We start from the raw sequence: 12612 nt of genomic DNA, 5'->3' as shown, positions 1-12612 counted from the left end.
GCCGCGGCTGACCCGGCGGCAGACGCTGACCGCCGCCGCGAGTGCCACCCTGGGGGCGGCCGCCCTCACCGTGCCGGGCCTGTCCGCCGCGCAGAACGCGCCGACCGCGAGCCGGCGCGACGAGCCGATCGTGGTCCATCTCCGCGACGCCGCCACCGGCGCGATGGACGTGTTCGTCGGCACGACCCGGGTCCAGGTGCGCGACCGGGGTCTGGCCGACCGTCTGGTGCGCGCCGCCGGCCGCTGACCCCGCCCCTCCCGGCGCGGGCTCCCGGCGCCGGTCCCGACTTCCGTTCACCCGACGAAGGTGTGGTCCGCCATGTCCTCTCACCGTGAGGCCCCGGAGATCGCCAAGGATCCGGTCGCCGACAGCTCCGATCTCTACGCGTTCGTCAGTCCGAGCCAGCCGGACACGGTCACGTTGATCGCCAACTACGTGCCGGTGCAGCTCCCCTCCGGCGGCCCCAACTTCTTCGAGTTCGGCGACGACGTCCGGTACGAGATTCACGTCGACAACGACGGCGACGGTTATCCGGACGTCACCTATCGTTTCGAATTCACCACCGAGATCACGAACCAGAACAGTTTTCTCTACAACACCGGGCCGATCGAGTCGCTGGAGAGCAAGAACTGGAACCGGCGCCAGTTCTACCGGCTGACCCGGATCGCGGACGGGCGCGAGCACGTGCTGGCGCACAAGCTGCCCTGCCCGCCGTGCAACGTGGGTCCGCTGTCCACGCCCAACTACCAGAACCTGGTGAAGCAGGCGACGTTCAAGCTGTCCACCGGGGAGAAGGTCTTCGCCGGCCAGCGCGCCGACGGGTTCTTCGTGGACCTGGGCGCGGTGTTCGACCTGGGCACGCTGCGGCCGTTCCAGCAGCTGCACGTCGCCGGGAAGAAGCTGTTCAAGACCGAGGGTGAGCCGGTCAACGCGCTGGACGGGCTGAACGTGCACAGCATCGCGGTGCAGGTGCCGCTGAGCAAGGTCTGCCGCAGGGCGAGCCGGTACGGCTACGCCGACCGCGCCTCGACCATCGGCGTGTGGACCAGCGCGTCGCGCCAACAGGTCCGGGTGCTCGGCGACCGGGTGGCCGCGGACACCGCCGCCGGCCCCTTCACGCAGGTGTCACGACTCGGCAACCCGTTGTTCAACGAGGTCATCGTGCCGATGTCCAAGAAGGACCTGTGGAACACGCTGCCGCCCTCGGAGGACAAGCGGTTCGCCGGGTTCGTCGAGCGTCCCGAGCTGGCGGCCCTGCTGCCGGTGCTCTACCCGGGCGTCTTTCCCAACCTGGACACGCTGAACAAGGCGAAGAAGCCGCGGGCCGACCTGGTGGCGATCCTGCTGACCGGCGTACCGGCCGGGCTGATCGACGGCTTCGCCAACACCACCGGCGACGTGCAGGCCGACATGCTGCGCCTGAACACGGCGATCCGGCCCAGCCGCAAGCCGGACCGGTTCGGCGTGCTCGGCGGCGACCTGGCCGGCTTCCCGAACGGCCGCCGGGTGGGCGACGACGTGGTGACCATCGCGCTGCGGGCGATCGCCGGGCTGACCGTTCCGCTGGTGGACAAGACGTTCAAGCCGGACGCCGCCGCGGCGGCGGTGACCCCCGGGCTGGACGCGGGCGACGTGACCGCGCCGTTCCTCGGCGACTTCCCGTTCCTCGGCACGCCGTACGACGGGTTCAACAACCCGCCGGCGAAGAAGTCCTGACGGGAGCGCGGGATGCCGCACCATCACCACGACCTGGGACCGTCGGTCAGCGGTAGCGTCGTGCTCGACCTCGGCGGCGACTCCGGCGCGCTGATCATCCACACCGGCCGGGAGCTGCACGGGCGGGAGATCGAGATCAGTCGGGCCGACCGGGACGGGCCACGCACCCATTCCGCCGTCCGGGAACGGCACGTGCTGGCCGGTGTCTTCCACAGTGCCGTCTACCCGGATCTGGAGGCCGGCCCGTATACCGTCTGGTGGGACGATGTGACACCCGCAGGCGCGATCTCCGTCACCGGTGGAGCGGTCTCCGAATTCGTCTGGCCGAGCAGCTCACCGCCTCTGATGGACTGACCGTCGGCCGTGCCGGCATCCGCGCCCCGTCCACATGATGGACGGGGCGCGGTCGGCGTTGACCGGCTCGACGGGCGGTACCGCGGCGCGCGCGTTACCCTTTGGCCCACCAATTCTGATCTTGGTGCGACGGCCGGCGGGGGCGCCCGGCCGGCCCACCCGGTGTGGCGCCACGGCAGAAAACTTGGCGCAACTCGCCGGGGAGGGCGTTACTCGTCCGGGGTCTGAATCGATAGGGCAGGTTGCGAGGCTACGGGCGGCCGCAGCGGTCGTCCCGGTCGTGTCGGGAGGGCGACTCCATTATCAAGTTTGGCTTGACGGCGCACGCATTACACGCGTGTAATTTGAATGGGGTTGTTCGCACGGAACGCAACAAAACAGGTCCGTACGGACAGGCACGCCTTTCGCGTGGGGGGTTGCAGCGGCGAATGACGCCGGTGCGCGACAAGGAGGCAATCGATGGACGGCCAGCTCGAGGTGGCCGACCTGCTCGGGAACGCGCCGGAGTGGCAGGAGCGGGCGCTCTGCTCGCAGACCGACCCGGAGGCGTTCTTTCCCGAGAAGGGCGGCTCGACCCGCGAGGCGAAGCGCATCTGCTCGCGGTGTGAAGTGAAGACGGAATGTCTGGAGTACGCGCTCGGCCACGACGAGCGGTTCGGGATCTGGGGCGGCCTCTCCGAACGGGAGCGGCGCAAGCTCAAGCGGCGGGTCGCCGCCTGAGGAGCGTACGGGCCGGGGCGGTGGGGGCCGCCCGGGTCCGTGGGGTCGACGTCCGGCCGGTCAGGCCAGTTCGTCGGGGTCGACGCCGAGCAGGTTCGCCACCTGCTCGATGATCACGTCGTGCACGAGGTCGGCGAGGTCCTCCCGGTCCATCGCGCGGAACTCCAGCGGCCGCCGGTAGAGCACGATCCGGGGCGGCACCTCCTGGCGGCCGGGCCGGCCCGGCAGCAGCCGGGCGAGCGGCACCTCGCCGTCCTCCAGCACGTCGGAGTCGTAGACGTTCAGGTCCGGGGGGACGTCCTCGACCGCGAACTCCACCCCGGCCAGCTCCTTGGCGAACCGGCGTTCGAGCGTCTCCACCGTGTCGAGCACCAGGTCGTCGAAGACCTCGGCCTTGGTCCGGGCCAGCGGTACGGTGGCCGGCACCAGTCGCCCGCGCAGCCCTCGACCGTGCCGGTCGCGGTGGGTGCGCCGGCCGGAGCCGGGACGGCGGTTCTGCGGGCTGGTCATGACGCACAGGGTAGCCCGGCCTCCGGGCCGGACCGCTGTGGCGCGGTCGTCCGGCGTGCCGGTGCGCCGATCGGGCGAATTGTGATCACCATGACGGGCGTGTCGTAACGCGAAGCGGTGCGCCGGACCCGGTAATGGGGATACCCTGCCGCCGTGAGGTCACCACGGCGCTGCTCCCGTAACGGCTGCCCCCGGCAAGCGGTCGCCACATTGACCTATGTCTACAACGAGTCGACAGCGGTGGTGGGGCCGCTCGCCGCGTTCGCCGAACCGCACACGTACGACCTCTGTGAGCCGCACGCCCGCAACCTGACCGCCCCGCGTGGCTGGGACGTGGTGCGGCACGAGGGCGAGTTCGAGCCGCCGCCGCCCACCACGGACGACCTGGTGGCGCTGGCCGAGGCGGTCCGTGAGGCCGCCCGCCCGGCCCCGCCCCGTCCCCCGGAGGACGAGCCCACCAAGCCCCAGACCCCCCAGCAGGGCCGCCGGGGCCACCTCCGGGTCATCCCACCCCACCACTGACCCGCAGCCCTCCCGCACCGCCCGCCTCGGTCGATCATGAGGTTGGCGGCGTTCTCGATCTCCCTGGGTACCGCCAACCTCATGATCGACGGGGTGAGCGGGGGAGGTCAGTGGCCCAGGAAGCGGTTGAAGGCCTGGGCCCGGCGGGAGGGGCGGGCCGTGCGGTGCTCGTGCCGGTCCGCCGAGGACATGATCCTCAGGCCGGCGTTCATCGCGAACCAGCGCAGCGGCTCGGGCTCCCACCGCGGGGAGCGGTGCCCGACCCAGGGCAGCGCGGTCAGGTCGCTCTCCCGCCCCGTGACCAGGTCGGCCAGTGTGCGGCCGGCGAGGTTGCTGGTGCCGACGCCGTCGCCGACGTAGCCGCCGGCCCACGCCAGCCCGGTGCGGCGGTCCAACCCGACCGACGCGGCCCAGTCCCGGGCCACGCCGAGCGGACCGCCCCAGGCGTGCGTCACCGGCACGTCCGGCCCGAGCGCCGGGAACAGCTCGCCGAGCGCCCGGCGCAACGCCGCGAACACCCGTGGTTCCCGGTCGAAGTCGGGCCGCACCCGGGAGCCGTAGTGGTAGGGGGCGCCCCGCCCGCCGAAGGCGAGCCGCCCGTCGGCGGTGCGCTGTCCGTAGACGATGACGTGCCTGTGGTCGGAGAACGTCTCCCGTCCGGCCAGCCCGATCCTGCCCCAGGTCTGCTCCGGCAGCGGTGGGGTGGCCACCATCAGCGAGTAGACAGGCGCGACCGACCTCCGGTGCCCGGGCAGCGCCGGGGTGAAGCCCTCGGTCGCGCGTACCACCACCGGTGCCCGCACCACCCCCGCCGGGGTCACCGCCGCCCCCGGCCGCAGCGCGGTCACCGGCGTGCGCTCGTGGATGCGCACGCCCCGGCGCTCCACCGCCCGGGCCAGCCCCCGGACCAGCTTTGCCGGGTGCACGGCCGCGCAGTGCGGGGTGTACGTGCCGCCGCGTACCCCGTCGGCGGCGCAGCGGGCGGTGGCCTCGGCGGTGTCGAGCAGCCTCAGGTCGTCGTCGGTCAGCCCGTACGCGTGGGCCTCGGCCACCGTCGCCCGGGCCCGGGCGAGCTGCGGCCCGCTGCGGGCCAGCACCACCGTGCCGCCGGCCCGCCAGTCGCAGTCGATGCCCTCGGCGTCCACCACCCGGCCCACCTCGCGGACCGTGTCGTGCATGGCCCGCTGCATGGCGAGCGCCCGGTCCCGCCCGTGCCGGCGGGCCAGCGCCGGCAGCGAGGTGGGAAAGAGCGCCGAGCACCAGCCGCCGTTGCGGCCGGAGGCGCCGTACCCGGCGATCTCCCGCTCCAGCACCACGACGCGCAGCGTCGGGTCGGCCTCGGTCAGGTAGAAGGCCGTCCACAGCCCGGTGTACCCGGCGCCCACGATCGCCACGTCGGCGTCCGTGTCGCCGGGCAGCCCGGGTCGCGGGGACAGCGGCTCGTCGAGACTGGACAGCCAGTACGACAGGTCCTGGTAGCCCACGGTCTACAGCCGGGACCACGCCTCGGTCAGCACCGCGCGCAGGATCTGCTCGATCTCGTCGAACTGCTGCTGCTCGGCGATCAGCGGCGGGGCGAGCTGCACCACCGGGTCGCCCCGGTCGTCGGCCCGGCAGTAGAGCCCGGCGTCGAACAACGCGGTGGAGAGGAAGCCGCGCAGCAGCCGCTCGGACTCCGCCTCGTCGAACGTCTCCCGGGTCGTCTTGTCCTTGACCAGCTCGATGCCGTAGAAGTAGCCGTCGCCGCGCACGTCGCCGACGATCGGCAGGTCGTGCAGCTTCTCCAGGGTGGACCGGAACGCGTCCTCGTTGGCCCGGACGTGCCCGACCAGGTCCTCGCGGGCGAAGACCTCCAGGTTGGCCAGGGCCACCGCGCAGGAGACCGGGTGCCCGCCGAACGTCACGCCGTGGGCGAACATGCCGGTCTCGGTGAGGAACGGCTCCATCAGCCGGTCGCTGGCGATCATCGCGCCGAGCGGCGCGTAGCCGGAGGTGATGCCCTTGGCGGTGGTGATGATGTCGGGCTGGTAGCCGTACCGGGTGGCGCCGAAGTACTCACCGAGCCGGCCCCAGGAGCAGATCACCTCGTCGCTGACCAGCAGCACGTCGTACGCGTCGCAGATCTCGCGCACCCGGGCGAAGTAGCCGGGCGGCGGCGGGAAGCAGCCGCCGGAGTTCTGCACCGGCTCCAGGAAGACCGCGGCGACCGTGTCCGGCCCCTCCCGCTCGATCGCCCGGCCGATCTCCTCGGCGGCCCAGCGGCCGAACGCCTCGGCGTCGTCACCGTGCTCCGGCGCCCGGTAGAAGTTGGTGTTGGGCACCTTGATGCCGCCGGGAACCAGCGGCTCGAAGTCGCTCTTGATGCCGGGCAGGCCGGTGATCGACAGCGCGCCCATCGAGGTGCCGTGATAGGCGATGTAGCGGCTGACCACCTTGTGCTTGTTCGGCCGGCCGGTGCGCTTGAAGTAGGCCCGGGCCAGCTTCCAGGCGGCCTCGACGGCCTCCGAGCCGCCGGTGGTGAAGAAGATCCGGTTCAGGTCGCCCGGGGTCAGCGTGGCGATCTTCTCGGCCAGCTCGACCGCGGTCGGGTGGGCGTACGACCAGAGCGGGAAGTAGGCCAACTCGCCGGCCTGCTTGGCGGCGGCCTCGGCCAGTTCGGTCCGGCCGTGGCCGGCGTTGACGACGAAGAGCCCCGCGAGCCCGTCCAGGTAGCGGCGGCCCTGCGCGTCCCAGACGTAGGCGCCCTCGCCGCGCACGATGGTCGGGACCTCGCCGGCGGAGTAGCTGGCCATCCGGGTGAAGTGCATCCAGAGGTGGTCGGTGGCGTTGGCCATGTCAGCCCCATCGGGTCTCGGGCCGGTCAGGGGTGACACCGGCCGCTCTGCCCACGGTTATCCCACAGTCATTGCTGATAACGCAACTGTCGACGGATGGTCGCAACGGAATCAGCGACCTATGTGTGTGCCGGCGACGGATTTCGCGGCGGCCTGGGCGGGTCTGGTAGCGGGTTGGGCGCCTTTCGAGCTGAGTCGTTGGTGATATCGCCCCGCGCACGCACCCGCGCACGCACCCGCGCACGCGCGGCCGGCCCGCCGCGTGAAGCCGCCGCTCCGGCGCCACGTGCTGCCGCGCGGCGTGCCCTTCTGGGTGCGCGGCGCGCCCTTCTGGCTGCGCGGCGTGCCAAGTCTGAGTCGTTGGTGATATCAGCTCGAAAGGCTCGCTGCGGGGGAGTCGGGTCTCGGTCGGTCAGGACTGGACCCGGCGAGGTCTTCACCGGCTCAGGCGGTGCCCCAGCTGTAGGTCTGCTTGCGCAGCTTGAGGTAGACGAACGCCTCGGTGGAGACGACCCCGGCCACCCCGCGCAGCTTCTGCAGGATCTCCAGCAGGTGCGCGTCGTTGCGGCAGACCACCTCGGCCAGCAGGTCGAACGAGCCGGCGGTGATCACCACGTAGTCGATCTCCTCCAGTTCGGCCAGCCGATCGGCGACGCTCTCCAGGTCGCCGTCGGTGCGCAGGCCGATCATGGCCTGGCGGGGGAAGCCGAGCTGGAGCGGATCGGTCACCGCGACGATCTGCATGACGCCGGCGTCCAGCAGTCGCTGCACCCGCTGCCGTACCGCCGCCTCGGAGAGGCCGACCGCCTTGCCGATGCTCGCGTACGGGCGTCGCCCGTCCTCCTGGAGCTGCTCGATGATCTGCTTTGCCACGTCGTCGAGCAGAGCGTGGCTGGCGCCGTCACGCACCGTCACGCGACGGTTGCCGTTGCCGTTCTCTCCAAGCCGGTTGGCCATCGCCGCTCCCCATGTCCGATTCTCCGTGCTGAGCGTAGTGCCCCGGCGCAGTCTGGCGTATTTCGTGGTGCATGGCTATTCCGGCAACGGAATCCCTTGTAAGGGAGGGGTTCTCATGTCAGGATCAGGCCTCCATCGCCACTGACCCCTCCGCCGGCGAGCCACCCCCGTCCCGCCGCCGACGATGCCCCCAAGGAGTCGTCACATGCGTAGTCCCCTCCGGCCCCTCACCCGGCGTGGTCTGCTCACCGGGACCCTCGGCTCGGCCGCGCTGCTCGCCACCGCGGGCACGCTGGCCGGCTGCGGCACCAAGGGCGCCCAGCAGACCGAAGCCGGGTGCCAGAGCGACGACGTTTCCGCCACCGAGAAGAAGCTCGCCTTCTCCAACTGGCCGCAGTACATGGACACCGACGAGAAGGACGAGTCGAAGCGGCCCACCCTGGACGCCTTCGTCGCCTCCTCCGGCATCCAGGTGACCTACACCGAGGACGTCAACGACAACAACGAGTTCTTCGGCAAGGTGCAGAACCAGCTCGCCGGCTGTCAGAGCACCGGCCGGGACATCATGGTGCTCACCGACTGGATGGCCGCCCGGATGATCCGGCTCGGCTGGATCCAGAAGCTGGACAAGGCCAAGATCGGAAACGTCGAGGCGAACCTGCTGTCGTCGCTGCGCGGCCGGTCCTTCGACAAGGACACCCAACTCGCCGTGCCGTGGCAGTCCGGCCTGGCCGGGCTCGCCTACAACGCCAAGGTGACCAAGGAGATCCGCACCGTCGACGAGCTGCTCACCCGCCCCGATCTCAAGGGCAAGGTGACCGCGCTGTCGGAGATGCGCGACACCATGGGCCTGCTGCTCCAGGCCGGCGGGCACGACCCGTCGAACTTCACCCCGGCCCAGTTCGACGACGCGTTGAACAAGCTCCGCAAGGCCGTGGACAGCAAGCAGATCCGCCGCTTCACCGGCAACGACTACGCCCCCGACCTGGCCAAGGGCGACATCGCCGCGTGCATCGGGTGGTCCGGCGACGTGGTCCAGCTCGGCTTCGAGGACGAGAAGATCAAGTTCGTGGTGCCCGAGTCGGGCGTGATGCTCTGGTCGGACAACATGCTGGTGCCGAACAAGGCCACCCACAAGGCAAACGCCGAGGCGTTGATGAACTACTACTACGACCCGGCGGTGGCGGCGAAGCTGGCCGCGTACGTCAACTACATCTGCCCGGTGCAGGGCGCGCAGGCCGAGATGGAGAAGATCGACCCGGACCTGGCCGAGAACCCGCTCATCTTCCCGGACGACGCGATGCTGGCGAAGTCGAAGGTCTTCATGGCCCTCGACGAAGCGCAGGAGAAGGAGTACGAGACCAAGTTCCAGCAGGTCATCGGGGCGTGAGGCAGATGGCGCAGGAAACTCCGGCCGGCGATCTGCGACTGGCCGACCTGACCAAGCGGTTCGGTGTCTTCACCGCGGTCGACGACCTCAGCCTGACCGTCCCGCAGGGCGCGTTCTTCGCGCTGCTCGGCGCGTCCGGCTGCGGCAAGACCACCACCCTGCGGATGATCGCCGGCCTGGAGGCGCCGACGAGCGGGCAGGTGCTGCTCGGCGACCGGGACATCACCGGGCTGCGACCGTACCGGCGGCCGGTCAACACGGTCTTCCAGAGCTACGCGCTCTTCCCGCACCTGGACATCCACGAGAACGTCGCGTTCGGGCTGCGCCGCCGGGGCATCCGCCAGGTGGGCGACCAGGTCGAGCGGATGCTCGCGCTGGTCCAGCTCCAGGGGTACGGCCGGCGCCGCCCGGCCCAGCTCTCCGGCGGCCAGCAGCAGCGCGTCGCGCTGGCCCGGGCGCTCATCAACCACCCGCAGGTGCTGCTGCTCGACGAGCCGCTCGGCGCGCTCGACCTCAAGCTGCGCCGGCAGATGCAGATCGAGCTGAAGCGGATCCAGACCGAGGTCGGCATCACGTTCGTGCACGTCACCCACGACCAGGAGGAGGCCATGACGATGGCCGACACGGTCGCGGTGATGAACGCCGGCCGGATCGAGCAGCTCGGCGCTCCGGCCGACATCTACGAGTACCCGGCCACCGCGTTCGTGGCGAACTTCCTCGGCCAGTCCAACCTGCTCGCCGGCGAGGCCGGCGGCCACGCCGGGGACGAGGTGCTGGTCACCGCGCACGGCGCGCGCTTCTCGGTGCCCGCGGACCGGGCCCGGCTCGTCGACGGGCCGGCCTTCCTCGGCGTACGTCCGGAGAAGCTGCACCTGGCCGGCGGCCCCGACGACGTGCCCGCCGGGCACCAGCACGTCGGCGGCGTGGTCACCGACGCCTCCTACGTCGGGGTGAGCACCCAGTACCTGGTGCGCACCGCCTGGGGCAGCGAGCTGTCCGCGTTCACCGCGAACAGCGGGCTGGGCGGGCGGCTGGCCGTCGGCACGCCGGTGACCGCGCACTGGGACCCCCGGCACGCGTTCCTGCTGCCCCGGGCGGGTGGCGAGGACGACCAGACCACGCCGCTGCTCGACGAGCCGCCGGTCGGTGCGGTGTCATGACCGCCCTGGCCCACGTACCGACCGCCGGCGGGTCACCGGCGCCGCCGCCACCGGTGCGGCGCGGGCGCGGCCGGCTGCTGCCGTACCTGCTGCTGTTGCCCGGCGCGGCCTGGCTGCTGGTCTTCTTCGCGCTGCCGCTGCTCCAGCTCGCCGCCGCCAGCCTCTACGACCCGGCCGGCTCGCTCTCCACCGGCTACGCGATGACCTGGGCGGTCGGCAACTATCCGGACGCGTTGCAGGCGTACTGGCCGCAGTTCCTGCGCTCGTTCCTCTACTCGGCGATCGCGCTGGTGCTCGCGCTGCTGATGGGCTACCCGCTGGCGTACGCGATCGCGCAGAAGGCCGGCCGGTGGAAGAACCTGCTGCTGGTGGCCGTGGTCGCGCCGATGTTCACCAGCTTCCTGGTGCGCACGCTGGCCTGGAAGACCATCCTGTCGGACAACGGCGCGCTGGTCGGGCTGCTGCGCGACGTGCACCTGCTCGGCCCGGACGGCCGGCTGCTGGCCACCCCGGTCGCGGTGGTGCTCGGCCTGACGTACAACTTCCTGCCGTTCCTGGTGCTGCCGCTGTACGCGAGCCTGGAGCGGCTCGACCCGCGGCTGCTGGAGGCGGCGAGCGACCTGTACGCGAGCCCGCTGCGCGCGTTCGGCAGGGTCACCCTGCCGCTGTCCATGCCCGGCCTGATCGCCGGCACGCTGCTGTTCTTCATCCCGGCCACCGGCGACTACATCAACGCCGAGCTGCTCGGCACGCCCAACGAGTACATGATCGGCAACGTCATCGACTCGGCGTTCCTGGTCCGCCTGGACTACCCGCAGGGCGCGGCGCTGTCGTTCCTGCTGATGGCCGCGATCCTGGCGATCGTCTTCGTCTACCTGCGCAAGGCCGGCACGGAGGAGGTCCTGTGAAAGTGCGACGCTGGCTGGCCGACCGGTGGGTGATGGGCGTGGCCCTGCTCGTCCTCGGCTACCTCACGCTGCCGATCGCGGTGGTCGCCGGGCTCTCCTTCAACCGGCCGTCCAGCCGGCTCTCCTACGACTTCAACGAGTTCACGCTCGACAACTGGGCGCGCCCCTGCGCCACCGCCGACATGTGCGACGCGGTGGTGCGCAGCATGGAGATCGGCCTGATCGCCACCGTCGTCTCCACCGTGCTCGGCACGCTGATGGCGTTCGCCCTGGTGCGGCACGGCTTCCGCGGGCGGTCCGGCATCAACGGCCTGATCTTCCTGCCGATGGCCACCCCGGAACTGGTGATGGGCACCTCGCTGCTCGCCCTCTTCGTCGCCGCCGGGGTGCCGCAGGGCTTCTGGACCATCGTCATCGCCCACGTGATGTTCTGCGTGTCGTTCGTGGTGGTCACCGTGAAGGCCCGGCTCGCCGGCATGGACCGGCGGCTGGAGGAGGCCGCCATGGACCTCTACGCCAGCGAGTGGCAGACGTTCCGCCGGATCACGCTGCCGCTGGTGCTCCCCGGCATCGTGGCCGCCGCGCTGCTCGCCTTCTCGCTCAGCTTCGACGACTTCATCATCACCAACTTCAACGCCGGCACCACCGTCACGTTCCCGATGTACGTGTGGGGCGCCGCCCAGCGGGGCATCCCGCCCCAGGTCAACGTCATCGGCACGGCCATGTTCGGGATAGCGCTGCTGCTGGTCGGTGCCAGTTCGCTGCGCGGCCGGCGGGCCCGACGGGCCGCCCTCGCGGTGATCGCCACCCCGGCGGGGAAGCCATGACGCTCCCGCATACCGGCCGGGCGCTGGCCGACGCCACGCCCGTCCCGTACTGGCTGGACCGCCCGGCTCGTCCCGACCCGCTGCCGCCCCTGACCGGCGCGCACGCCGCCGACCTGCTCGTGGTCGGCGGCGGGTACGCCGGGCTGTGGACCGCGCTGCTGGCCAAGGAGGCCGATCCGGACCGGGACGTGCTGCTGGTCGACGCCGGCACGTGCGGCTGGGCGGCGTCCGGGCGCAACGGCGGGTTCTGCGCCGCGTCGCTGACCCACGGGCTGGCCAACGGCGTCGAGCGGTTCCCCGGCGAGATCGGTGAGCTGGAACGGCTCGGCCGGGAGAACCTGGACGCCATCGCCGCCACCGTGGCCAGGTACGACATCGACTGCGACCTCACCCGCACCGGGGAGCTGGCGGTGGCGGTCGAGCCGTACCAGCTCGACGGGCTCGCCGCCGACGCCGAACTGGCCCGCCGCTTCGGCCACGACGTGCGGCTGCTCGACCGCGACGAGGTACGCGCCGAGGTGGCCTCGCCGACGTACCTCGGTGGCATGTGGGACTCCGACCGGACGGCGCTGCTCGACCCGGCGAAGCTCGCCTGGGGGCTGCGCCGGGCCGCGCTCGGCCTGGGCGTCCGGATCCACGAGCACACCCGGGTGACCGGGCTGGCCGCCGACGGGGCCGCGCTGCGCGCCACCACGGCCGGCGGCGCGGACGCC

14 protein-coding genes are annotated in these 12612 nt (G+C 71.5%); 10 read left to right on the top strand and 4 right to left on the bottom strand.

Annotated features, from left to right (window positions below; translation table 11 throughout):
- The 4 genes from HUW36_RS14425 to HUW36_RS14410 all read left to right on the top strand — a co-directional run.
- Positions 1 to 247: hypothetical protein (locus tag HUW36_RS14425; RefSeq protein WP_246248170.1), on the top strand; the 247-nt coding region annotated here is incomplete at its 5' end.
- A gap of 72 nt (positions 248 to 319) precedes the next feature.
- Positions 320 to 1717, top strand: a complete 1398-nt coding sequence (locus HUW36_RS14420) for a DUF4331 domain-containing protein (RefSeq protein ID WP_174528631.1) — start codon at positions 320 to 322, stop codon at positions 1715 to 1717.
- Between the two features lie 12 nt (positions 1718 to 1729).
- Complete coding sequence (locus HUW36_RS14415) at positions 1730 to 2071, top strand: phospholipase (RefSeq protein ID WP_174528630.1); 342 nt, start codon at positions 1730 to 1732, stop codon at positions 2069 to 2071.
- Positions 2072 to 2530: 459 nt separating this feature from the next.
- Positions 2531 to 2791, top strand: a complete 261-nt coding sequence (locus tag HUW36_RS14410; protein ID WP_013284161.1) for a WhiB family transcriptional regulator — start codon at positions 2531 to 2533, stop codon at positions 2789 to 2791.
- 60 nt (positions 2792 to 2851) lie between these two features.
- Here the strand turns inward: HUW36_RS14410 and HUW36_RS14405 are convergent, their stop codons facing one another.
- On the bottom strand, positions 2852 to 3301 hold the full coding sequence (locus HUW36_RS14405; protein ID WP_018787548.1) for a metallopeptidase family protein: 450 nt from the start codon (positions 3299 to 3301) through the stop codon (positions 2852 to 2854).
- Positions 3302 to 3454: 153 nt separating this feature from the next.
- Here HUW36_RS14405 and HUW36_RS14400 point away from each other — a divergent pair, with 153 nt between their 5' ends.
- On the top strand, positions 3455 to 3823 hold the full coding sequence (locus tag HUW36_RS14400) for a DUF3499 domain-containing protein (protein ID WP_174528629.1): 369 nt from the start codon (positions 3455 to 3457) through the stop codon (positions 3821 to 3823).
- Positions 3824 to 3930: 107 nt separating this feature from the next.
- On the opposite strand, the gene HUW36_RS14395 is transcribed toward HUW36_RS14400, so the two are convergent.
- The 3 genes from HUW36_RS14395 to HUW36_RS14385 form a co-directional block, all read right to left on the bottom strand.
- Positions 3931 to 5307: an NAD(P)/FAD-dependent oxidoreductase gene (locus tag HUW36_RS14395; RefSeq protein ID WP_174528628.1), complete on the bottom strand. Its 1377-nt coding sequence runs from the start codon at positions 5305 to 5307 to the stop codon at positions 3931 to 3933.
- Between the two features lie 3 nt (positions 5308 to 5310).
- Positions 5311 to 6657, bottom strand: a complete 1347-nt coding sequence (locus HUW36_RS14390) for an aspartate aminotransferase family protein (RefSeq protein ID WP_174528627.1) — start codon at positions 6655 to 6657, stop codon at positions 5311 to 5313.
- A gap of 444 nt (positions 6658 to 7101) precedes the next feature.
- Positions 7102 to 7614: an Lrp/AsnC family transcriptional regulator gene (locus HUW36_RS14385; protein WP_174528626.1), complete on the bottom strand. Its 513-nt coding sequence runs from the start codon at positions 7612 to 7614 to the stop codon at positions 7102 to 7104.
- A 205-nt stretch (positions 7615 to 7819) separates the two neighbouring features.
- Here HUW36_RS14385 and HUW36_RS14380 point away from each other — a divergent pair, with 205 nt between their 5' ends.
- The 5 genes from HUW36_RS14380 to HUW36_RS14360 all read left to right on the top strand — a co-directional run.
- Positions 7820 to 9004: a polyamine ABC transporter substrate-binding protein gene (locus HUW36_RS14380; RefSeq protein ID WP_174528625.1), complete on the top strand. Its 1185-nt coding sequence runs from the start codon at positions 7820 to 7822 to the stop codon at positions 9002 to 9004.
- A 5-nt stretch (positions 9005 to 9009) separates the two neighbouring features.
- Entirely contained in the window at positions 9010 to 10164 is a 1155-nt protein-coding gene (locus HUW36_RS14375; RefSeq protein ID WP_174528624.1) for an ABC transporter ATP-binding protein, read from the top strand.
- Positions 10161 to 11072, top strand: a complete 912-nt coding sequence (locus HUW36_RS14370) for an ABC transporter permease (protein ID WP_174528623.1) — start codon at positions 10161 to 10163, stop codon at positions 11070 to 11072. The genes HUW36_RS14375 and HUW36_RS14370 overlap by 4 nt, the downstream gene beginning before the upstream one ends.
- Positions 11069 to 11899: an ABC transporter permease gene (locus tag HUW36_RS14365; RefSeq protein WP_246248169.1), complete on the top strand. Its 831-nt coding sequence runs from the start codon at positions 11069 to 11071 to the stop codon at positions 11897 to 11899. The genes HUW36_RS14370 and HUW36_RS14365 overlap by 4 nt, the downstream gene beginning before the upstream one ends.
- A partial coding sequence (locus HUW36_RS14360) for an NAD(P)/FAD-dependent oxidoreductase (RefSeq protein ID WP_174528622.1) occupies positions 11896 to 12612 on the top strand: 717 nt, incomplete at its 3' end. The genes HUW36_RS14365 and HUW36_RS14360, both read left to right, overlap by 4 nt.

Origin of the sequence: Micromonospora maritima, assembly GCF_902825405.1 — a bacterium.
Classification (GTDB): Bacteria; Actinomycetota; Actinomycetes; order Mycobacteriales; family Micromonosporaceae; genus Micromonospora; species Micromonospora maritima.
This window is presented reverse-complemented; position numbering and strand designations above follow the sequence as displayed.